Origin of the sequence: Enterobacter sp. AC1 (assembly GCF_050434705.1) — a bacterium.
Taxonomy (GTDB): Bacteria; Pseudomonadota; Gammaproteobacteria; order Enterobacterales; family Enterobacteriaceae; genus Enterobacter; species Enterobacter cloacae_L.
In genome coordinates, this window is sequence record NZ_JBNDIZ010000002.1 from 133,308 (window position 1) to 155,205 (window position 21,898).

21 protein-coding genes, 1 other RNA gene and 1 pseudogene are annotated in these 21,898 nt (G+C 57.3%); 15 read left to right on the forward strand and 8 right to left on the reverse strand.

From position 1 onward, the window contains the following. The first annotated feature begins 25 nt into the window (after positions 1-25). From M2433_RS05500 to amtB, 4 genes are all read left to right on the forward strand, one after another. Positions 26-1,780, forward strand: a complete 1,755-nt coding sequence (locus M2433_RS05500; protein ID WP_429053664.1) for a SmdA family multidrug ABC transporter permease/ATP-binding protein — start codon at positions 26-28, stop codon at positions 1,778-1,780. After that, complete coding sequence (locus tag M2433_RS05505) at positions 1,773-3,554, forward strand: SmdB family multidrug efflux ABC transporter permease/ATP-binding protein (protein ID WP_429053662.1); 1,782 nt, start codon at positions 1,773-1,775, stop codon at positions 3,552-3,554. The genes M2433_RS05500 and M2433_RS05505 overlap by 8 nt, the downstream gene beginning before the upstream one ends. A 220-nt stretch (positions 3,555-3,774) precedes the next feature. Continuing rightward, entirely contained in the window at positions 3,775-4,113 is a 339-nt protein-coding gene (gene glnK, locus M2433_RS05510; RefSeq protein ID WP_008503304.1) for a P-II family nitrogen regulator, read from the forward strand. A 35-nt stretch (positions 4,114-4,148) separates the two neighbouring features. Further along, positions 4,149-5,438 (forward strand): ammonium transporter AmtB, encoded by a 1,290-nt coding sequence (gene amtB / locus M2433_RS05515; protein WP_429053659.1) that lies wholly within the window; start codon positions 4,149-4,151, stop codon positions 5,436-5,438. A 79-nt stretch (positions 5,439-5,517) separates the two neighbouring features. Here amtB and tesB read toward each other — a convergent pair whose 3' ends face one another. Then, positions 5,518-6,378 (reverse strand): acyl-CoA thioesterase II, encoded by an 861-nt coding sequence (tesB, locus tag M2433_RS05520; RefSeq protein WP_047347265.1) that lies wholly within the window; start codon positions 6,376-6,378, stop codon positions 5,518-5,520. A gap of 203 nt (positions 6,379-6,581) precedes the next feature. On the opposite strand from tesB, the gene M2433_RS05525 reads away from it, so the two are divergent. Beyond that, positions 6,582-7,109, forward strand: a complete 528-nt coding sequence (locus tag M2433_RS05525; RefSeq protein ID WP_029741632.1) for a YbaY family lipoprotein — start codon at positions 6,582-6,584, stop codon at positions 7,107-7,109. 35 nt (positions 7,110-7,144) lie between these two features. Here M2433_RS05525 and M2433_RS05530 read toward each other — a convergent pair. Next, positions 7,145-7,542: pseudogene (locus tag M2433_RS05530) on the reverse strand (MGMT family protein). 84 nt (positions 7,543-7,626) lie between these two features. On the opposite strand from M2433_RS05530, the gene ffs reads away from it, so the two are divergent. From ffs to M2433_RS05545, 3 genes are all read left to right on the forward strand, one after another. After that, positions 7,627-7,723: signal recognition particle sRNA small type (gene ffs / locus M2433_RS05535), an RNA gene on the forward strand. A 261-nt stretch (positions 7,724-7,984) separates the two neighbouring features. Then, complete coding sequence (locus tag M2433_RS05540) at positions 7,985-8,236, forward strand: hypothetical protein (RefSeq protein WP_059311203.1); 252 nt, start codon at positions 7,985-7,987, stop codon at positions 8,234-8,236. Continuing rightward, positions 8,233-8,448: a hypothetical protein gene (locus M2433_RS05545; RefSeq protein ID WP_008503298.1), complete on the forward strand. Its 216-nt coding sequence runs from the start codon at positions 8,233-8,235 to the stop codon at positions 8,446-8,448. Before M2433_RS05540 ends, M2433_RS05545 begins: the two co-directional genes overlap by 4 nt. An 84-nt stretch (positions 8,449-8,532) precedes the next feature. Here M2433_RS05545 and M2433_RS05550 read toward each other — a convergent pair whose 3' ends face one another. Then, positions 8,533-9,954 (reverse strand): PLP-dependent aminotransferase family protein, encoded by a 1,422-nt coding sequence (locus M2433_RS05550; RefSeq protein WP_429053656.1) that lies wholly within the window; start codon positions 9,952-9,954, stop codon positions 8,533-8,535. A gap of 86 nt (positions 9,955-10,040) precedes the next feature. Here M2433_RS05550 and M2433_RS05555 point away from each other — a divergent pair, with 86 nt between their 5' ends. From M2433_RS05555 to M2433_RS05565, 3 genes are all read left to right on the forward strand, one after another. After that, positions 10,041-10,652 carry a YczE/YyaS/YitT family protein gene (locus M2433_RS05555; RefSeq protein ID WP_429053654.1) on the forward strand — a complete coding sequence of 204 codons (612 nt, stop codon included), beginning with the start codon at positions 10,041-10,043 and terminating at the stop codon, positions 10,650-10,652. Positions 10,653-10,728: 76 nt separating this feature from the next. Beyond that, a complete protein-coding gene (locus M2433_RS05560) occupies positions 10,729-11,799 on the forward strand; it encodes a LacI family DNA-binding transcriptional regulator (protein WP_429053652.1) in 1,071 nt (356 codons plus the stop codon). A gap of 103 nt (positions 11,800-11,902) precedes the next feature. Then, complete coding sequence (locus M2433_RS05565) at positions 11,903-14,995, forward strand: beta-galactosidase (RefSeq protein WP_429053649.1); 3,093 nt, start codon at positions 11,903-11,905, stop codon at positions 14,993-14,995. A 35-nt stretch (positions 14,996-15,030) separates the two neighbouring features. Here the strand turns inward: M2433_RS05565 and M2433_RS05570 are convergent, their stop codons facing one another. After that, positions 15,031-15,849, reverse strand: coding sequence for a nickel/cobalt efflux protein RcnA (locus M2433_RS05570; protein WP_429053646.1), 819 nt, complete (start codon positions 15,847-15,849; stop codon positions 15,031-15,033). A gap of 135 nt (positions 15,850-15,984) precedes the next feature. Here M2433_RS05570 and M2433_RS05575 point away from each other — a divergent pair, with 135 nt between their 5' ends. Beyond that, the gene (locus tag M2433_RS05575; RefSeq protein ID WP_024906840.1) at positions 15,985-16,257 is read left to right on the forward strand and encodes a metal/formaldehyde-sensitive transcriptional repressor; all 273 of its coding nucleotides are present in this window, start codon (positions 15,985-15,987) and stop codon (positions 16,255-16,257) included. Here the strand turns inward: M2433_RS05575 and M2433_RS05580 are convergent. After that, the gene (locus M2433_RS05580; protein ID WP_429053644.1) at positions 16,250-17,815 is read right to left on the reverse strand and encodes an EAL domain-containing protein; all 1,566 of its coding nucleotides are present in this window, start codon (positions 17,813-17,815) and stop codon (positions 16,250-16,252) included. The genes M2433_RS05575 and M2433_RS05580 overlap by 8 nt on opposite strands. Positions 17,816-18,034: 219 nt before the next feature. Between M2433_RS05580 and M2433_RS05585 the strand changes: the two genes are divergently transcribed. Next, positions 18,035-18,295, forward strand: a complete 261-nt coding sequence (locus tag M2433_RS05585; RefSeq protein WP_047347258.1) for a type B 50S ribosomal protein L31 — start codon at positions 18,035-18,037, stop codon at positions 18,293-18,295. A gap of 2 nt (positions 18,296-18,297) precedes the next feature. Next, positions 18,298-18,438 (forward strand): type B 50S ribosomal protein L36, encoded by a 141-nt coding sequence (gene ykgO / locus M2433_RS05590; protein WP_003859006.1) that lies wholly within the window; start codon positions 18,298-18,300, stop codon positions 18,436-18,438. Here the strand turns inward: ykgO and M2433_RS05595 are convergent. Next, positions 18,435-19,145 (reverse strand): GNAT family N-acetyltransferase, encoded by a 711-nt coding sequence (locus M2433_RS05595; RefSeq protein WP_429053639.1) that lies wholly within the window; start codon positions 19,143-19,145, stop codon positions 18,435-18,437. The two genes, ykgO and M2433_RS05595, sit on opposite strands and share 4 nt — an antisense overlap. A 101-nt stretch (positions 19,146-19,246) precedes the next feature. Between M2433_RS05595 and M2433_RS05600 the strand changes: the two genes are divergently transcribed. After that, positions 19,247-20,707 carry a PLP-dependent aminotransferase family protein gene (locus M2433_RS05600; RefSeq protein ID WP_429053637.1) on the forward strand — a complete coding sequence of 487 codons (1,461 nt, stop codon included), beginning with the start codon at positions 19,247-19,249 and terminating at the stop codon, positions 20,705-20,707. Here M2433_RS05600 and M2433_RS05605 read toward each other — a convergent pair. After that, positions 20,679-21,146 (reverse strand): YlaC family protein, encoded by a 468-nt coding sequence (locus tag M2433_RS05605; RefSeq protein ID WP_047347255.1) that lies wholly within the window; start codon positions 21,144-21,146, stop codon positions 20,679-20,681. The genes M2433_RS05600 and M2433_RS05605 overlap by 29 nt on opposite strands. A 118-nt stretch (positions 21,147-21,264) precedes the next feature. After that, on the reverse strand, positions 21,265-21,816 hold the full coding sequence (maa, locus tag M2433_RS05610; protein ID WP_429053635.1) for a maltose O-acetyltransferase: 552 nt from the start codon (positions 21,814-21,816) through the stop codon (positions 21,265-21,267). Positions 21,817-21,898: the final 82 nt, after the last annotated feature.

The following is a 21,898-nucleotide window of genomic DNA, read 5'->3' on the forward strand; positions in this document are numbered from 1 at the left end:
TAAAATACCTTCAGGAACAAACCGCGTGCGATTATTTGCCCAATTAAGCTGGTACTTTCGTCGGGAGTGGCAACGCTACCTCGGCGCTGTATTCCTGCTTATTATCATTGCCATCCTGCAGCTGATCCCGCCGAAAGTGGTGGGATACGTCGTGGATGGCGTCACCGAACAGCATTACACCACCGCACGGGTGTTGATGTGGGTTGGCACGCTGGTGCTGACGGCCGTCATTGTTTATCTGCTGCGCTACGTCTGGCGCGTGCTGCTGTTTGGCGCGTCCTATCAGCTGGCCGTTGAGCTGCGTGAGGATTTTTACCGCCAGCTGAGCCGGCAGCATCCCGAATTTTATCTGCGCCATCGTACCGGGGATCTTATCGCGCGCGCCACTAACGACGTCGATCGCGTGGTCTTTGCCGCCGGAGAAGGGGTGCTGACGCTGGTGGACTCGCTGGTGATGGGCTGCGCGGTGCTGATCGTCATGTCCACGCAGATCAGCTGGCAGTTGACCCTGCTTGCCCTGCTGCCGATGCCGCTGATGGCGCTGGCGATCAATCGCTACGGCGAACAGCTGCACGAACGCTTTAAGCTTGCCCAGGCGGCGTTTTCTTCCCTGAACGACCGCACGCAGGAGAGCATGACCAGCATCCGTATGATTAAAGCGTTTGGCCTGGAAGACCGACAATCCGCTCTGTTTGCGGCCGATGCCGCGGACACGGGAGCGAAGAACATGCGCGTCGCGCGTATTGACGCCCGTTTTGACCCGACGATTTATATCGCGATTGGCATGGCAAACCTGCTGGCGATTGGCGGCGGAAGCTGGATGGTGGTGCAGGGCGCGTTGACCCTGGGGCAACTGACCAGCTTTGCGATGTATCTGGGGCTGATGATCTGGCCGATGCTGGCGCTGGCCTGGATGTTTAACATCGTGGAGCGCGGCAGCGCCGCCTATAGCCGCATTCGCGCCATGCTGGCCGAAGCGCCAGTGGTCAATGACGGGAGCGAAGCGGTACCGGAAGGGCGCGGCGTCATGAAAGTCGACATCCGTCAGTTCGTCTATCCGCAAACGGAACATCCGGTACTGGAGAACGTCAGCTTTACGCTTCAGCCAGGCCAGATGCTCGGCATCTGCGGCCCGACGGGCGCCGGAAAAAGTACCGTGCTCTCGCTGCTCCAGCGCCACTTTGACGTCACGCAGGGCGATATTCGCTTCCACGATATTCCCCTGACCCGGCTGGTGCTGGATGAGTGGCGAGGTCGTCTGGCGGTGGTGAGCCAGACGCCGTTTCTGTTTTCGGACACCGTGGCGAACAACATTGCCCTCGGGCGTCCGTCGGCAACGCAGGAAGAGATAGAGCATGTGGCGCGGTTAGCCAGCGTACATGATGATATTTTGCGCCTGCCGCAGGGCTACGATACGGAAGTTGGAGAGCGGGGCGTCATGCTGTCCGGCGGGCAAAAACAGCGTATCTCCATTGCCCGCGCGCTGTTGCTGAATGCGGAAATCCTGATCCTGGACGATGCGCTTTCCGCCGTGGATGGCCGTACCGAACACCAGATCCTGCATAACCTGCGGCAGTGGGGCGACGGACGCACGGTGATTATCAGCGCCCACCGTCTGTCAGCGCTTACCGAAGCCAGCGAAATTCTGGTATTGCAGCACGGGCATGTTGCCCAGCGCGGGCAGCACGAAACGCTTGCGGAGCAGCCGGGCTGGTATCGGGATATGTATCGCTATCAGCAGCTTGAAGCGGCGCTGGATGAGGAGGCGACTCATGCGTAAGCTCGGAACAATGTGGCCGACGCTCAAACGCCTTCTGGCCTACGGTTCGCCATGGCGTAAACCGCTTTCGGTTGCCGTGCTTCTGCTGTGGATTGCGGCGATTGCCGAAGTCAGCGGCCCGCTGCTCATCAGCTACTTTATCGACAACATGGTCGCTAAAAGCTATCTGCCGTGGGGGCTGGTCGCAGGCTTAGGCGTGGCCTACGTTGGGCTACAGTTAACGGCGGCAGGGCTGCACTATGCCCAGTCGCTGCTCTTTAACCGCGCAGCCGTGGGCGTTGTGCAGCAGCTGCGCACGGACGTGATGGACGCCGCGCTTCGCCAGCCGCTGAGCGAGTTTGATACTCAGCCGGTCGGGCAGGTGATTTCGCGAGTGACCAACGATACGGAGGTGATCCGCGATCTGTACGTCACCGTGGTGGCGACCGTGCTGCGCAGCGCAGCGCTGATTGGCGCGATGCTGGTGGCGATGTTCAGCCTCGACTGGCGCATGGCGCTGGTGGCAATCACTATCTTCCCGGCGGTGCTGATCGTGATGGTTATCTATCAACGCTACAGCACGCCGATTGTCCGTCGGGTGCGCACCTACCTGGCCGACATCAATGATGGCTTCAACGAAGTGATCAACGGTATGAGCGTCATCCAGCAGTTCCGCCAGCAGGCGCGTTTTGGCGAGCGGATGGGCGAAGCCAGCCGTTCGCACTATATGGCGCGCATGCAGACCCTGCGGCTTGATGGTTTCCTGTTACGCCCGCTGCTGAGCCTCTTCTCCGCGCTGGTGCTTTGCGGGCTGCTGATGCTCTTTGGCCTGACCACACGAGGAACCATCGAGGTTGGCGTTTTATACGCTTTCATCAGCTACCTTGGCCGCCTTAACGAACCCCTGATTGAGCTGACGACACAGCAGTCGATGCTCCAGCAGGCCGTGGTGGCAGGGGAGCGCGTGTTCGAGCTGATGGACAGGCCGCGTCAGACCTACGGCGACGACGAGCGTCCTCTGCAAAGCGGGGCCATTGCCTTTGATAACGTCTCGTTTGCCTATCGCGACGACCAACTGGTGCTGCAGGACATCACGCTTGATGTCCCTTCACGCGGGTTCGTGGCGCTGGTGGGGCATACCGGCAGCGGTAAGAGCACGCTTGCGAGCCTGTTAATGGGGTATTACCCGGTCAGCCGGGGTGAAATCCGCCTCGACGGACGCCCGCTCGCGGCGCTCAGCCACGGAGTGTTACGCAAAGGCGTTGCGATGGTGCAGCAGGATCCGGTCGTGCTGGCCGATACCTTCTACGCCAACGTGACCCTGGGGCGAGACTACTCACAGGAGCAGGTCTGGGACGTGCTGGAAAAAGTGCAGCTGGCAGAGCTGGCGCGCGGGTTTAGCGATGGGATCAATACGAAACTGGGCGAGCAGGGGAACAATCTCTCCGTCGGACAAAAACAGCTCCTGGCGCTGGCGCGGGTGCTCATTGAAACGCCGCAGATACTGATTCTGGATGAAGCCACGGCCAGCATTGACTCTGGCACCGAGCAGGCCATCCAGCAGGCGCTGGCCGCCGTCCGCGACCATACGACGCTGGTGGTGATTGCCCACCGACTTTCGACCATCGTCGATGCGGACACTATTCTGGTTCTGCATAGGGGACAGGCTGTTGAGCGCGGTACGCACCGCGAACTGCTGGAAGCAAAAGGGCGCTACTGGCAAATGTATCAGCTGCAGCTGGCGGGCGAAGAGCTGGCAGCTAGCGTGCGCGACGAAGAGTCGCTTAGCGCCTGATGCACTAAAATGAGGCGCTGCGCTAACAGTCATTCCTGTTGGTGCAAAACTGAAACGCACCCTGCACCGGCATGGTGCGTTTTTTTTCGCCGGTGCGTTTATCAGGCGCGCGTAACGCTCATTGCACCGCTATTCCCCCTGGTTTTCATTTCTGGCACACCCCTTGCAATACCTTCTGCGTTAGCTGCGGCCATTACCGAATTCTGACTGGAGGGGATCTATGAAGCTGGTTACGGTTGTAATCAAACCATTCAAACTCGAAGACGTGCGTGAAGCGTTGTCTTCAATGGGTATTCAGGGACTGACTGTCACCGAAGTGAAAGGCTTTGGTCGTCAGAAGGGTCATGCCGAGCTTTATCGCGGGGCGGAATACAGCGTTAACTTTCTGCCAAAAGTAAAAATTGATGTCGCGATTGCTGACGATCAGCTTGATGAAGTCATTGATGTCATTAGCAAAGCGGCTTATACCGGCAAAATTGGCGACGGCAAAATTTTCGTTGCCGAACTGCAGCGCGTCATTCGCATCCGTACCGGCGAATCTGACGAAGCGGCACTGTAATTAACGCCTGGCACACAGTGATAGGGATCGAGAAAATGAAGATAGCAACACTTAAAACGGGTCTGGGTTCGCTGGCGCTGCTGCCGGGCCTGGCGCTGGCTGCTGCACCTGCGGTGGCAGACAAAGCCGATAACGCCTTTATGATGATCAGCACCGCGCTGGTGCTGTTCATGTCCATTCCGGGCATTGCGCTGTTCTACGGCGGCCTAATCCGTGGCAAAAACGTTCTCTCCATGCTGACGCAGGTTGCCGTAACGTTCGCGCTGGTCTGCGTGCTGTGGGTGGTTTACGGTTACTCGCTGGCTTTCGGTACCGGCAACGCGTTCTTTGGTAACTTCGACTGGGTGATGCTGAAAAATATTGAGCTGACCGCGCTGATGGGCAGCTTCTACCAGTATATTCACGTTGCTTTCCAGGGCTCGTTCGCCTGTATTACCGTCGGGCTGATTGTGGGCGCGCTCGCCGAGCGTATTCGTTTCTCAGCGGTCCTGATCTTCGTGGTGGTCTGGCTGACGCTCTCCTATGTGCCGATTGCGCACATGGTCTGGGGTGGCGGTCTGCTGGCCACGCACGGCGCGCTGGACTTCGCGGGCGGTACCGTTGTGCACATCAACGCCGCGGTAGCGGGCCTGGTTGGCGCATACCTGATTGGCAAACGCGTGGGCTTCGGTAAAGAAGCATTCAAGCCGCACAACCTGCCGATGGTCTTTACCGGTACCGCGATCCTCTACTTCGGCTGGTTTGGCTTCAACGCCGGCTCAGCGAGTGCCGCGAACGAAATCGCCGCGCTGGCCTTTGTGAATACCGTTGTGGCCACGGCGGGTGCAATCCTCTCCTGGGTCTTTGGCGAGTGGGCGGTACGCGGTAAACCTTCTCTGCTGGGTGCCTGTTCTGGGGCGATTGCCGGTCTGGTCGGTATCACTCCAGCGTGTGGTTATGTTGGTGTGGGTGGCGCGCTGCTGGTCGGCCTGGTGTCGGGTCTGGCGGGGCTGTGGGGCGTGACGGCGCTGAAACGTATTCTGAGCGTTGATGACCCTTGCGATGTGTTTGGCGTGCACGGCGTGTGCGGCATCGTCGGCTGTATCATGACCGGTATCTTTGCAGCGAAATCGCTGGGTGGCGTGGGCTACGCAGAAGGCGTCACCATGGCCCATCAGGTGCTGGTGCAGCTGGAAAGTATTGCTGTCACCGTGGTGTGGTCTGCCGTTGTCGCTTTCATTGGCTACAAACTGGCGGATATGACGGTTGGGCTGCGCGTACCGGAAGAGCAGGAACGCGAAGGTCTGGACGTCAACAGCCACGGCGAGAATGCGTATAACGCCTAAGGTAAAAGCAAAACGGCAACCTTTGGTTGCCGTTTTTAGTGTTTGTTCCCTCTCCCCGTGGGAGAGGGTGAGGGCAACATCAACCTCTATTACGCATCACCCCTTCCTGCACCGTCGAGGCGACCAGCACGCCATCCTGCGTATAAAACTCTCCACGCACAAAGCCGCGCGCGCTTGATGCCGACGTACTCTCCACGCTGTAGAGCAGCCACTCGTTCATGTTGAACGGACGGTGGAACCACATGGAGTGGTCGATTGTTGCGACCTGCATCCCTTTTTCGAGGAACCCGACGCCGTGCGGCTGCAGCGCCACCGGCAGGAAGTTGAAATCTGACGCATAGCCCAGCAGATACTGATGCACGTGGAAGTCCTCAGACACCGTACCGTTCGCCCGAATCCAGACCTGGCGCTTCGGTTCCGCGGTGTGGCCTTTCATTGGGTTGTGGAACTCGACGGGGCGGATTTCAAGCGGCTTATCGCAGAGAAACTTCTCTTTGACCTGCGGCGGAAGCAGATGCGCCAGCGCGCGGGCGATATCGGTCTCTGATTTGAGCTCGTCTGGCGACGGTGCCGGGGGCATCACTTTCTGATGCTCGTAGCCGGGTTCCGGCGCCTGGAAAGAGGCCGTCATGTAAAAGATCGGCTTACCGTTCTGGATAGCCGCGACGCGGCGCGCGCTGAAGCTGTTGCCATCTCTCAGGACTTCAACGTCATAGACTATCGGTTTTGCGCTGTCGCCGGGGCGTAAGAAGTAGCTGTGGAATGAGTGCACCAGACGGTCTGCCGGGACAGTCTCCTTTGCTGCGTACAGCGCTTGTCCAACGACTTGCCCGCCGAAGACCTGGCGTAAGCCTAAATCTTCGCTCTGTCCGCGAAAGAGTCCTTCCTCAATTTTTTCCAGATTCAATAATGTCAGCAGATTGTTCAGTGCCTGACTCATAGTTGTCCTCAATAAACGCCGTAGCGAAAGATAGGCAGAGTATAACGCAGAAATGAAAGTGGTCCGATGGGTAGAATAATCTGAATATCGGGATGATTTCAGGCATTAATCAGTGATTTGTGCCACACTTGTATACGTTATGTGATTGAAACGACATCGGATGGGATCGATCCCGCTGGTGCATTGATGATAAGGAGACTTCAATGAAACTCGTGCCCATGCTAAGTGGTGTAGCTATTGCGGTGGCGTTGTCCGCCTGTGCCGGTAAGAGCGCCCAGGTGCCTGTACCAGCAGCCGATCCGAACGGGATTAATACCCTTTCACAGCAATCCATTCAGCAGCCTAACGTGTCCGGTACCATCTGGATTAAACAGAAAGTCGCGTTACCGCCGGATGCGGTATTAACGGTGACGCTGTCTGATGCTTCCCTGGCCGACGCGCCATCGAAGGTTGTGGCTCAGCGCGCCGTCCGTACTGAAGGCAAGCAGGCGCCGTTTAGCTTCGTATTGCCGTATAACCCGTCGGACGTACAGCCAAATGCCCGTATCCTGCTGAGTGCAGCAGTAACGATCAACGGTAAGCTGGTGTTTATCACCGATACGGTCCAGGAAGCGATCAACAACGGTGGGACAAAAGTCGATCTGAACCTGGTCCCTGTGCAGCAGACCGAAGTGCCGGTCGCGCCGCAGACCAACCAGCCGTCCCTGCCAACCCCACCGACTCAGATGTAATGATTGTGTTTCCCCTCTCCTCCGGGAGAGGGGGATCAATACACCCAGCGGTACTTCTGCAAATCGATCTGACCCGACCCCGACACCTGCACCCCTTCTGAAAGTAACGCCTGTCGCTGACGCTGGAGATCCGGTCCGGTGAGCGAGATGGCGCCATGTCGATTCACCACCCGATGCCAGGGCAACGTGCTTCCTTCCGGTAGCCGTTTCAAAACGCCGCCGACCTGTCGCGCCGCTCGCGGAGAACCGGCCAGGCGTGCGACTTCACCATAGGTGGTGACATAGCCTTCAGGGATTGAAGCCACGATTTGCCATACGCGCTGTGGAAAGGAGTCGTGCTCGTCCATACCTTCACCTGTGGGGATGTTCTGGAGAGCCATGGTAAACGAAGATCGTGATGATTGCTGCGCCTGTTTGCGCAAGAAACCAGCATCCGGTTCCTGGCAGCTTGCAATTGGGCGTTAGCATAGGGATAATGCGCCAGCGCGTTGGTTATCAACGCTCTCAATGGGGGCTCTGTTGGTTCTCCCGCAACGCTACTCTGTTCACCAGGTCAGGTCCGGAAGGAAGCAGCCAGGGCAGACGACGTGTGTGCCGGGATGTAGCTGGCAGGGCCCCCACCCATTTCTGGACTCATACCTTCTTCCTTGTTTTTTACCCTTCCTTTAGCGTTATTCCACAATAAGATTAAGCTTATATCGTGTAATATATATTTCATCGCTTTGAAATATTACTGTCATAAACTTGTAATAATAGACTGGCATTTTATATTCGGATGTCTATTTTCTACCATAATTCAAAAAAATATATATCTGGATAACATTGTTAACTTCGTGTATTAAATAAAGTACTTATTCCGAAGGGAAGTGACAAACATGGCTACAGCGGTATTAAACGTTAAGATCAATGACGCGCTAAAAGAAAGACTTCGCCACTATGCGGAAGACAATAACGAGAATTTAAGCGTGACGACAGAGAAACTGCTGCTGCTGGCGTTTGAAGCAGTAGAAGAGGCGGGAGTATCGGAAGAGGATATTGATAATCAGCATACGGAAGAAGAGAGCGTTTCTCCTTTTACTCCTAAAGAAATCAAAGCTCTACGTAAACTTCTGAAGAAGAGAAAATGAAACAACAACTGTCAACTGCCAGCGACTACAAAGAAGCCTGCGATCTGTTGCGTTCAGGCTACGTGAAGCATGTACGTCTTGGCTGGAATGTCGGAAGTGATGAGTTCTTTCGTATTGCGTCTGACTGGTGTGATACCGGCGCAAAAATAAAGAAAGATGGTGAAAACTTTGTTATTTCACTAAAAGGTTTTCCTATTCCTGCTCAGCATTAACTTCTGAACGGTGAAAACTGCTGACTGCCTCCGTGACAGTCAGCAGTTTTTATTTTTTTATGATCGCCTTCAAACTTTTCAATATTAAATCACGCTGCGTTTTACCGATGGCACGTTTTTATTCAAAGCAAGCCATAGCGGTTTGATCCTCAGCAGCGCCTGCTCAAGCTCTGTCGGTTCGAGCGAGAAGGGCATCCGTAAATAGCGGTCAAACGCGCCAGATAAACCAAAGCGCGTCCCGGTCCCCAGATTAATCCCCAGAATTTCAGCCCGCGCGGCAAGCTGAGTCGCCAGCATGCCCGGGAGTTCTATCCAGTAAGAGAGCCCGCCCTCCGCTTCATGGAACGTCCACTCCGGAAAATGTTCGCGCAACAGTTCACCGCACCGATCGCGTCGTTCCGCCAGCATCTTCCGGCGCGCGGGCAGAAACGTCTCGCTGTTATTCATGAGCCACAGCATCGCCAGCTGTTCCAGCAGCGGCGATCCTAAATCCAGGGTGTCTCGCGTCTGGGCGAGCGTGGCGATAGTACGCGAGGAGGCGCGGATCCAGCCAAGACGCAGCCCTCCCCAAAAGCTTTTTCCCGCAGAGCCTAACGTAATGACGGTGGCCTGCGGGTTAAAGGAGGCCAGCGGCGGCGGGGGAGGCGAGTCAAACCAGAGATCCACCATCGTCTCATCCACCACCAGCGCCGTACGGGTTTGCGCAGCAATATCGGTGATGGCCTGACGGGTCGCGATATCCATGCATCGCCCGGTTGGGTTATGGAAATCTGGCATCAGATACGCCAGCCGCGGCGCGGTCTGGGCAAGCATTGCCGCGAAGCCGTCCGTATCCCAGCCGGTCTCCGGCAGCGACACACCCACGGGCCGACACTGCGCCCCCTGAATGGCGGCAATCGCCAGCGGGTAGGTGGGATGGTCAACCACGACGCGATCCCCCGGCCCGGTCATCATCCGCAGCACCAGCGCAAAGCCGCTGACGGCGCCATTGACGACCATCACTTCCTCCGCGCGGGTGGGTAGACCGCGCGCGGTATAGCGCGCGGCGATGGCCTCCCGCAGCGCCGGCAGCCCAAGCTGATCGTAGCCCGTCAGCGAAAGGTGCTGCGTAATGGCCGTAAGCGCATGGGTATACGCCTGGTGGATCTCCGGCCCGGCATTCAGTGCGGCAGTGGAGAGATCCAGCGCGGCACTCGCTGCTGAAAGGGTGGGAACGGCGCGCGTGTCCGGGAGGATCACGCGCGACCCGCTGCCGTGACGGCTTTCCAGGTAACCCTCTTCACGCAGATGGGCGAGGGCGCTGCTGACGGTGGTCCGGCTTACGTCCAGGGCAGAGGCCAGCTCACGCTCGCCCGGCAGCCGCGTATTGAGCGCCAGCCGGCCATCAAGGATTAACAGACGCAATGCATCGGCCAGCTGACGCCAGAGCGGAGTGCGGGACGAAGTTTGCTGCCAGTGGCCTAAAAGGCGTATCAGAGACTGGCTTCCGAAGCGGCGTGATGACATATGCAGTCCACTATTTGAAAACTGGACATTAATCATAATGCCATTTTAGGTCAGGATGAAAGACTGGTTCACTGGAGAAGATAAAAATGGTACGTCGTCTGCTACAACTTTATGTCGGTTTAGGGCTGTATGGCCTTTCCACCGCGATGTTTATTCGCTCCGATTTGGGCGTCGATCCGTGGGATGTTTTCCACCTTGGGGTGGGGATGCAGCTGGGGATGAGCATCGGGACGGTGATCATTTTAGTCGGTGCTGCGGTACTGCTGCTGTGGATCCCACTGCGTCAGATGCCGGGGCTGGGCACGATCAGCAACGTGATTTGTATCGGTCTGGCGGCGGACGTCAGCATGGCGCTTATCCCTGAACTGAGTTCCTTGCCCCTTCGAATCACGCTGCTGGTCGGAGGCATCGTGATGAACGCGATTGCGACCAGCATGTACATCGGTGCCGGTTTCGGGCCTGGTCCGCGCGACGGCCTGATGACCGGCATTCATGCCCGGCTGGGATGGTCTATTCGCAGCGTGCGTACCTCGATTGAGGTGTCCGTCCTGCTGATTGGGTGCGTGCTTGGCGGCACGTTTGGGGTGGGGACCGTATTGTATGCTCTGACCATTGGTCCGCTTATTCAGCTCTGTCTGCCCTGGTTCCGCCAGAAGCCGCGCATTGCGGAAATTCCTCAGCCGGAGCGGGTTGTCTAAATTACGAAGCGCTCACATGTTTTAATGGCGTCGCTGTGCCAGAATAGGAACTCCGAAACACGCGATGCCAGAATGCATGAAAGCTATCACACTCTATGATGTTGCCCTCCTTGCGGGGGTTTCTTATCAGACCGTCTCCCGCGTCATTAACGACGCGGAACATGTGTCTGCCCGCACGCGGGAAAAGGTGCAGCAGGCGATGGCGGAGCTGCACTACGTTCCTAACCTTCGCGCGCAGCAGCTGGCGGGCAAACGCACCCGCACGCTGGGGTTCATCACCACCGATCTGGCCCTGCATGCGCCTTCGCAAATTGTCTCAGCGGTAAAATCGCGTGCGGCCGAAAAGGGGGCAAGCGTCCTCATTTCCATGGTAGAGCAGCCGCAGCAGTGTCAGGCCGCGCTTCAGGCGCTGCTGGCGCAGCGCGTAGAAGCCCTGCTGGTGAATGTTCCGCTTGACGATGAACATGCCGAACAGCTCAGGGCGCTGGCGTCGCCTGTCCCGGTGCTGTTCCTTGATGTATCGCCCTCAGCGCAGGTAAACAGCCTTGTGTTTAACGCTGAACAGGGCGCGCGTCTGGGCGTTGAGCATCTGCTTTCCCTGGGGCATCAGCGCATTGCCCTGCTGAGCGGGCCGGAAAGCTCGGTTTCTGCGCGGGCGCGTCTGGCGGGCTGGAAAGCCGCCCTGGCACGCGCGGGTCTTGACGCCGCTGCGGTTGCCTTCGGTGACTGGAGCGCGGCCTGCGGATATGAGAAGGGGCATCTGCTGCTGTCTGGGGCGGTATTACCGGATGCGATTCTGGTGGCGAACGATCAAATGGCGCTCGGGGTGATGCGTGCCTGTGCGGAAAAAGGAATCGCGGTTCCCGGCCAGATATCCGTGGTCGGGTTCGACGATACGGCTGACAGCGCCTGGTTTTCCCCTCCGCTGACGACCATTCGTCAGGCCTTTCGCGACGCGGGTGAACGCAGCGTGGAGTGGCTGCTGGCGCCCACCGGGGACGACGCGTGCTGGCAGGTTCAGCTGCCGGTTACGCTGGTTACGCGACATTCCAGCGCGCGTCATGCTCCCCGGCAGGCCGAGCGAGAGGAGCTGGCCCGGCAGCTCAGAAGCCTGGCGCTGATGGCCGAGCAGCTTGCCCGCAAATAGGACTTTTGTGATCTGACTCGCTACCCCGCGATCGAACGCTTTACCGTCGCAGAGCGCCAGGGCATGTTAATCAAAATTGTGAGCGCTTCGCAAAGAGGTTAATATGTCCAATACCCCATCGCTGACCCTCAGCGCCATCCTGGCCCGACGAGACTGGGAAAATCCGGGGGTTACCCAGTGGAACCGCCTGGCCGCACATGCGCCGTTACACAGCTGGCGTAATGAACAATCCGCCCGGGACGACGCCGGATCCGCCAGCAGGCATAGTCTTAACGGGGTGTGGAGATTCAGTTTTTTTGCTGCACCCGAGCAGGTTCCTCAGGTATGGGTAATCGAAGATTGCGCCGATGCCGTTGCGATACCCGTGCCGTCTAACTGGCAGATGCAGGGGTTCGATACGCCCATCTACACCAATGTGACCTATCCCATACCCGTTAACCCGCCTTTTGTGCCGCAAGAAAACCCTACCGGCTGTTACTCGCTCACATTTGACGTAGAGGACGCCTGGTTACAGGCCGGGCAAACCCGCATTATCTTTGACGGCGTGAACTCGGCGTTTCATCTGTGGTGCAACGGAGAGTGGATAGGCTATTCCCAGGACAGTCGGCTGCCTGCCGAATTTGACCTTTCGACAGTATTGCGCCCCGGGCAGAACCGCATGGCGGTCATGGTATTGCGCTGGTGCGACGGCAGTTATCTGGAAGATCAGGACATGTGGCGCATGAGCGGCATTTTCCGCGATGTGACGCTGCTGCATAAACCCGAGACGCAGATTGCCGATTATTACGTCGTGACAGATCTGAATGCGGAGCTGGACCGCGCGACGCTGAAGGTTGACGTTTCCCTGCAGGGGGCACAATTTTCGGCGTGTGAAGTGGCCTTTACCCTGTGGCGCAAGGGGGAGAAATGCGCCAGCGTAGTCCAGCGTCCTGGGTCGGCCATTGTTGACGAACGCGGCAGCTGGGCCGAGCGCTTAACGGTAACGATCCCCGTTGAGGCCCCTGCGCTCTGGAGTGCAGAAACGCCGGAGCTGTATCGCCTGACGATTGCGCTGCTTAACCCGCAGGGGGAAGTGCTGGAGATTGAGGCGTGCGATGTAGGCTTCCGCCGGGTTGAAATCAGCAACGGCCTGCTGAAGCTGAACGGTAGACCGCTGCTGATCCGCGGGGTTAACCGGCACGAGCATCATCCGGAAAACGGCCAGGTGATGGACGAAGCGACAATGCGTCGCGATATCGAAATCATGAAGCAGCACAACTTCAACGCCGTTCGCTGCTCACACTACCCGAACCATCCGCTGTGGTACCGGCTTTGCGATCGCTACGGGCTGTACGTCGTTGACGAGGCCAATATCGAAACCCACGGCATGGTGCCAATGAGCCGCCTTGCTGACGATCCGCGCTGGCTGCCCGCCATGAGCGAGCGCGTGACCCGCATGGTGCAGCGCGATCGTAATCACCCCTCAATCATCATCTGGTCATTGGGCAATGAGTCTGGCCACGGCGCAAACCACGATGCATTGTACCGCTGGGTAAAGTCCACGGATCCGACGCGCCCGGTACAATATGAAGGCGGAGGGGCAAATACGGCGGCGACCGATATCGTCTGCCCGATGTACGCCCGTGTCGATCAGGATCAGCCTTTTCCGGCGGTGCCGAAATGGTCAATCAAGAAGTGGATCGGCATGCCGGACGAAACGCGCCCGCTGATCCTCTGCGAATATGCCCACGCGATGGGTAACAGCTTTGGTGGGTTCGCGAAATACTGGCAGGCGTTTCGCAGCCATCCTCGCCTGCAGGGAGGGTTTGTCTGGGACTGGGTCGATCAGGCTTTGACGAAGAAAGACGAAAATGGCAACGCGTTCTGGGCCTACGGCGGGGATTTTGGCGATAAACCGAACGATCGGCAGTTCTGCCTCAATGGCCTGGTCTTCCCCGACCGCACGCCGCACCCGGCGCTGTACGAAGCGCAACGCGCGCAGCAGTTTTTTACCTTCACCCGGGTGAGCACGTCTCCGCTGGTGATAGAGGTACAAAGCGGCTATCTGTTCCGCCGCACCGATAACGAAGTGCTCAGATGGACAGTTGCCCGCGACGAGGAAACGCTGGCCTCAGGCGAGGTGACGCTCGCGATGGCGCCTGAAGGTACTCTGCGTCTGGAGATTGCCCTGCCAGAGATGACGGCTGAACCGGGAGAGGCCTGGCTGAACGTTGAAGTCCGCCAGCCGCGGGCAACGCCGTGGTCACCGGCTAACCATCGCTGCGCATGGGAGCAGTGGCCGCTTCCGGCTCCGCTCTTTATTGCGCCGCCAGCGCCTGCGGGCGAGCCGCCGGTTTTGACGCAAAACGAGCGCATGCTGGAGGTCACGCATCGTCAACAGCGCTGGCAGTTCGATCGCACCTCGGGCAACCTGACGCAATGGTGGCGCGTGGGAGTTGAAACATTGCTCGCACCGGTGACGGATAACGTAAGCCGCGCACCGCTGGATAACGACATTGGCGTGAGTGAAGCGACGCAGATCGATCCGAACGCGTGGGTTGAGCGCTGGAAAGCGGCGGGCATGTACGATTACACCTTGCGCGTTCTGCACTGTGAGGCAGAGCAGCACGCGGGCGAGGTGGTGGTGACCACCCTGCACGTCGGGGAGTATCACGGCAAAGCGCTGTTTCTGAGCCGTAAAGTCTGGCGGGTGGACGACCAGGGGAGGCTGCACGGGGATATTCAGGTTGATGTTGCGTCTGATATCCCCGAGCCCGCGCGCGTTGGCCTGAGCGTTCATCTTGCCGAAACGCCGGAAAACGTTCACTGGCTGGGGCTGGGACCGCATGAAAACTACCCGGACAGAAAGCTGGCGGCAGAGCAGGGGCGCTGGACATTGCCTCTGGAGGCCATGCATACGCCGTATATCTTCCCGACGGAAAATGGTTTGCGCTGCGATACCCGGGAACTTGTGCTGGGCGCGCATCAGCTGAATGGCGCGTTCCATTTCTCAGCGAGCCGCTACGGCCAGCAGCAGCTGCGTGAGACAAGCCATCATCATCTGTTGCGGGAAGAGCCGGGATGTTGGCTCAACCTCGACGCGTTCCATATGGGCGTGGGCGGCGACGACTCCTGGAGCCCCAGCGTCTCGCCGGAATTTATCCTCCAGACACGCCAGCTGCGTTATACCTTCAGCTGGCAGCAGCGCCTTAACTGACCATTGAGATGCGGCCACACGACGTGGCCGCATGCTTACGCCAGAATTCCGCTCAGGCCATGCAGGCTCATGTAAATTCCTACCATGATAATCAGCGCCGCTGAGATCCACGGCGCGTTGCGGGAAAATTCGCTAAACCCGGGCCAGCGTTTTGTCGCATGCTTGAGGCTTAAGGCGGCAATCGCGCCGGAAGCAACCAGGGTAATCGCCAGACCAATACTGAAGCTGAATACCAGCGTAGCGCCGAGGGCAAAATGCTTAAGCTGCAGGCAGATGAGCAGTACTGTGATGGACGCTGGGCAGGGAATAAGCCCGCCGGTCAGGCCAAACATCGCGATCTGACCGGTGGTGACGTTTTGACCGTTGAAACGTCGGTTAATATCCTGCGCGTGCGCGCGCTGGTGTGCGTCCTGCCACTCCTCTTCAACCAGCAGGTGGTCGTGATGGTGGTCGTGGTCATGATGATGATCGTGATGGTGATCATGGTCATGATCGTGATGATGATCGTGCGGCTGGCTCTCTTTCCAGGTGCGCCACGCCATCCACAGGGCGATCAGGACGATCAACACTCCCGAGATAAGCTGGAACCATGGTTCTGAGGTATGCGCATCCCAGCCCCGACCAAACCATAATCCTGCCATGGCAATAATCCACACCACCGCCGTATGGGAAAGCGTTGCCGCCAGACCAAGCAGTACCGCCTGTTTCAGCGTGCCGCGGATAGCCACGATAAAGGCGGCCATCATCGTTTTTGAGTGGCCCGGCTCCAGGCCATGTAATGCACCGAGCAGAATAGCGCTGGGCACAAACAGCCAGGCATTGCCCTGCTGCAGGAGTGAAGCAAAATCGTTCATGGGAAATTCCGAAGTGGAAAGCGTGCCCTGATACTACTCCCCCCCAGTAGGGTAATACTACCCCCCAGTAGAAAAATACTCAGGGGGAGTAGAGCGTGATATGCTTTCAAAGCCAAAAAGAAAGGAGATGCAGAGATGTCACATACCGTCCGCGACAAGAAAATGTTATTGACTCGCCTGAAGAAAATTCAGGGGCAAAGTAACGCTCTGGAGAAAATGCTGAATAGCGATCACGAATGCGCCGAGGTGTTACAGCAGCTGGCGGCGATCCGCGGGGCGGTCAACGGCATGATGATGCAGGTGATCGAAGGGCATTTAACCGATCACGTGGTGAAAGAGCCTGAAGAAGCGCAGCGTGAAGCCGATCTTGGCGTAGTGCTGCAGGTGATCAAATCCTATCTTAAGTAGAGTGCGTTTCGAGGTTATTTTCAGCCCAAAGAATAAATTCCGTTTTGGGCAGCGCTTTGCTGTAGTACCACCCCTGCCCATACTGCACGCCGTGTCGGTGCAGCCAGGCGAGCTGTCCTGCCGTTTCGACTCCCTCCGCCACCATTGCCAGCTTCAGTGACTTCGCCATTTCAATAATGTGCGGCGTCACGTTTTTATACTCCAGCGCGTCCACGAACGATTTATCAATTTTGAGCGTGTCGACATCCAGATCCTGCAGATAGCTCAGGCTGGAATAACCTGTACCGAAATCATCAATATAGATGGGGTGGCCCGCGCGACGGAAAGCGGCGATAGCCGGTGCGCTAACCTGAGGATCGGCAAAGCCGCGCTCGGTTAACTCAAGGGCGATCTGTTTGGGATGGACCTTCCACTTATTCAGCAACTGGCTCAGCAGAGGCGGCAGCGTGTCGGAGGTCAAATCGGCGGGCGCGAGGTTGATAGAGATGTGCTGATCGTCGTGAAGGTGCAGCCAGCTGCCCATATCTTCAAACACTTTTTCGATGACTAACTGCGTCAGCTGCGTGATGAGCCCCGTTTGCTCAGCAAGCGGCACAAAGATATCTGGTGAAAGGCTGCTTCCGTCCGGCTGTGGCCAGCGCGTCAGCGCCTCTGCGCCCACGATTTTTCCGCTGCACAGCGCCACGATGGGCTGATAGTGAACCACAAAATCGCGACTGTTAATGGCGTCAAGAAGGCGATTGCGAGGCGACTGGATGCGGCGCAGGATCCGCAGGACAAAGAGCGCGGCAAGCAGGCTCATCAGGATGCCAAAGGGCAGCCATAGCAGCAGCTGCCGGTGCCAGGTTTCAGCCAGCGGCTTCAGCGTCGCCCATGTCACGACGGTAAAACCCAGCTCAGGGACGGGCTTCATGACGTACATTGAGCCGTCATACTGGACGCTTCTCACTTCATGACCCTCGATCGTGTCGCGGATATGCGGATCGAGTTTATTGCTGCTGGCGAATATGCGGTGGGTAGTACTTCCTACCAGGGCGGCGTCAATCGCTATCTCACCGAAAGGGATCACATCCACCAGTGAGGCTGGATCGACCATGACAAGATAATGACCTTTTCCCAGCACGGCCATGTAGCGGTTAAACCCAAGATCGTTTTGCGTGGTCAGCCATGCGCTGTAGCCATCTTCGGTAATGCGCATCGGCGGCGGGAAAGGGGCTGCATGGCTGGTTTGCTCCAGGGAGGAGCAGAGCGGTTGAAGGTTATCGATATAAATCACTTCCTGGACATATCGCCACGAGAAAGCGACGCGGCGCATCTCTCTTAACTGCAGAGGGCTACACGGCACGCCCTCAAACGCCTCCAGGTGATTGAGCGCTTCTTTTGCCTGCTCCACGACCCTGTCGGTTCGTACCAGCACGCGTGAGGCATAGTTATCCAGCGCATCGACAAATTTATCTTCCGCCTGACGATGGGCCAGCCAGATGCTGAGGCAAATGGGAACCAGCACGGAAAAGATAAGTACGCCAGTCACCAGACTGACCAGATGTCGAGTTTTCATGCTGTCGTTTCCTTCCTCGTATACCCGTTCCTGGGCACTGAGTTCCCTGCCTGAAGAGAAAGATTTTACCGCGAAATGATATAGTTATAGCACGCGGTTGGCCTGGCTATTATTTTATCTCAGGTAAACCCGAAAATATCATCAGGAGAGAGGGGTTGTTTTTTCAGACGAGCCTGGATATTATTTTGTTATGTTATAACAAAACATAAAGGGTTTATGATGAAACCAAATATCCATCCCGCTTATCGTACCGTGGTCTTCCACGACACCAGCGCCAATGAATATTTTAAAGTGGGCTCAACCATTAAGACCGAGCGCGAAATTGAACTCGACGGCGAAACGTATCCGTACATCACCATCGACGTCTCGTCAAAATCGCACCCGTTTTATACCGGTAAGCAGAAAACTTTCTCCACGGATGGCAGCACGGCGCGCTTCCGCAAGCGTTTTGGCGGCTTTCTCAATGCGAAGCGGGGCTAACCATGCAGGTACTTAACTCATTACGCAGTGCAAAACAGCGTCACCCGGACTGCCAGATAGTCAAACGCAAGGGACGCTTATACGTGATTTGCAAATCCAACCCGCGCTTTAAGGCGGTTCAGGGACGTAAAAAAAGACGCTAAACGCGCGTTTCTCGCCAGCTCTCCAGGGATCTTTTCTGTTTGCCATCGGCAGTAAAATTGTCGGTGGCAAGCCAGCTTTCAAAGGCGCTTGCCAGCGCCGGCCACTCTTTGTCGAGAATCGAAAACCAGTCGGTATCCCGGTTATGACCTTTTATGACCAGCGCCTGGCGAAAACGCCCCTCAAACTGAAAGCCCAGACGCAGTGCCGCTTTGCGGGAAGGCTCGTTCAGGCTATTGCACTTCCATTCATAGCGCCGGTAGCCAAGGGTATCGAACGCATACCGCATCAGCAGATATTGCGCTTCTGTCGACATGGGCGTGCGGCTTAACAGCGGAGAAAAGTGAACGTGCCCCACTTCCACGACGCCGTTTTTGGGATCGATCCGCATCAGGGAAAGCGTCCCGACCGGAGATTGGGTCTGGTTATCGATAACGGTAAAGTGAATGGGATCGGATAACTCACTCACGCTCGCCACCCATCCGGCAAATTCCTCAGCGGTGGCATCGGGCTCGCGCAGTAGCCACGTCCAGCTGCGGGTATCTTCGGCCAGGGAATACGCGGAGAACAGCGCGTCGGCATGCTCCACGCGCAGCGGCTCAAGTCGACAATAGCGACCCTGAAGTACCACTCGGGACGGATGCTGGCGAGGTTGCCAGTCGTGAAGGGGTTCGCCCACTGGCTGTCCGAACTGATTGAATGTCTTCATCTTAATTTCCGTGACGTTGAAAAGAGCTTCAGACTAGTGAATCGCTGGTTCCTAAAAAAGAACCACCAGGCTATGTTTTGATGGTGCCACGAGGAGGTGAGATGAATATACCGGGTGATGAATTTTATACCTTGCTCAATGCAGCCCTGAAAAAACGTGGGGAAGAGACGCTCCAGCGCGCGCTCTATCTCGCTCTGCGGGAGGCCATACTGTGCGGAAGGCTTCGCTCCGGCAGCCAGCTTTCCGGTTCGCGAACGCTGGCTCAGCAGCTCTCCCTTTCCCGCAATACCGTTAATGCAGCGCTGGACCAGCTCACGCTTGAAGGGTATTTGCAGCGTAACCGCCAGGGCACGCGGGTGGCGCAGCTCGCTCACCGCGCTGTCGCCCGGACATTGCCAGACCCTGCCATCAAACTTGCCAGACGGGTCGGCCTGCTGCCTGCGCAGGTGATCCGGGACACGCCGGTTCTGGCGTTTACCCCAGGAACGCCGGCCATCAACTATTTTCCTCTGCCGCTGTGGCGGCGATTGTACGATCGCGTGATGCGGGAGGAGGGATATGCCCTGTTAGGGTATGGCGACCCGGCCGGCGAGCCATCGCTGCGGGCTGCGATTGCCCGGCACCTGGCTCTGTCCCGCGGCATTGACTGCGACGCCAGCCAGATTGTGATAACGGAAGGGGCGCTTGAGGGCGTTAACCTGTGCACGATGCTGTTGAGTGAGCCAGGCGATGTCGCATGGGTAGAAAACCCCGGGTATAGCGGGGCAAAGAGCGCGTTTGTTAAAACCGGCCTGAAAATGACGGGAATACCGGTTGATGACGAGGGGATGTGCTGGGAAGGGCAGAATGCACCTTCACCCTCGCTGATTTTTACCTCGCCTTCACACCAGTACCCTTACGGGAGCGTGCTCAGTGCACGGCGGCGCCTGGCATTACTGGAGCTGGCCAGACAGCATAACGCCTGGATTATTGAGGACGACTACGACAGCGAGTTCCGCTATACCGGTGAGCCGGTGCCGGCCATGCTGGGGATGGTCGCCAACGCGCCCGTTGTCTATCTGGGGACGTTCAGTAAAACGCTGTTTCCGTCGCTCAGAATGGGGTTCATGGTTCTGCCGCCAGCGCTGGCAAAAGCGGCGCGCCCGGCCATCGGCTCGCTGCTGCGCGGTGGACATCGTGCTGAGCAGCGTACCCTGGCGCTGTTCATTGAAGAAGGTCACTATGCCCGCCATCTTGCTGCCATGCGTCGGCTCTATCGTAAGCGTTACCGCCAGCTGCGGGAGGTGCTGGGCGCGGAGCTGCATACGCCGCACCGCATTTTGGCGGGCGAAGGCGGGATGCATCTGACGCTGGCGATAGACGGCATTGACGACCGGGGGCTGGTGGAGAAGGCGAGGGCGTTTCAGCTGGCACCTGCTGCACTGAGCGGGTATTACCTGGAGTCGAAGCAGGGGCAAACCGGTCTGGTTTTAGGCTACGGCAATACCTCTGCTTCTCAGTTTGCGCCGGGGATCCGACGCCTGCAGGCGTTAATTACGCAGCAGCAGGGCGGGAAAGGGTAAAGACGTCATAGAAAGAGAGCTGGCCTTTGGTGGAGACCATTTTCTGCAGCTTCTCTTTTTGCTCGGTTTCAACTGCCGGCGAGTGCATGATGCTCTCGATAAGATCCGCAGGCACGTAACGCGTGTTGTACCATTCGCCGTTGTAGCAGACCCGGAAATCGAGGACGTCGATATCTTCGTAACGGTAGCGCGGATTCACGTCGAAAAAGAAAAAGGCGTTAAAGACAACAAACAGCACAACGAGCAGCCAGACGGAGTCCACCAGCGTTTCGGACTTCAGCATCACAATAAGCGTCGCCAGCCAGGCGGCATACATTGCGACAAACAGTCCGGGATGTTTGCGAATAAAGCTAATGCTAAAGCGCGGGCGATTATCGCGCTTTTCGCGGAGGTTAAGATCGTCGATGGTGGCGGTAAGCAGGCGCTGTATCTCGGTCATTATTTGCCTTCATGAGAGTTGACAATACAGGGTGTCTGCCAATTTTAGGGGAGCCATCAGGCTGAAAAAAGTAACAGTCTGGCGCTAAAAGACCATAACAGTTGACTCCCCCGGAACCTCACAGCGTTTTGATGATTTTTGCCGGATTGCCGCCAACGACGACGTTTGCCGGGACGTCTTTCGTCACGACGGCACCGGAGGCGACCACCACGTTATCACCGATAGTGACGCCAGGGTTAATGACCGCCCGGCCACCAATCCACACATTATTACCAATGGTGACGGGTTTTCCAAACTCCACGCCGCTATTACGTTCCTCCGCATCCAGCGGATGGGTGGCCGTATAAATATGCACACCTGGCGCGAGCATGCAGTTGTCGCCAATATGAACAGGACAGACATCCAGCATCACGCAATCGAAGTTAGCGTAAAAGTTTTTACCCAGATAAATGTTATATCCATAGTCGCAGCGGAAGCTCGGTTCTATATAAGCCCCTTCGCTTTGCCCCAGAAGCTCCGCCAGAATGTTCTGGCGTTCTGTTTTTTCATCAGGCGCGGTGTGGTTATAGCGGTAAACCAGATGGCGGGCCCGAAGTCGGTCAGCCCGTAATGTTTCATCACCGGGACGGTAATGTTCACCGGCAATCATCTTCTGTTTTTCTACGCTCATGAGAAACCTCTCTGGATGTCATAACCGCAGGGTAATCGTAACAGGCCAGAAGGGGAACGTTCCCGGAAAGCCGATGTGACTA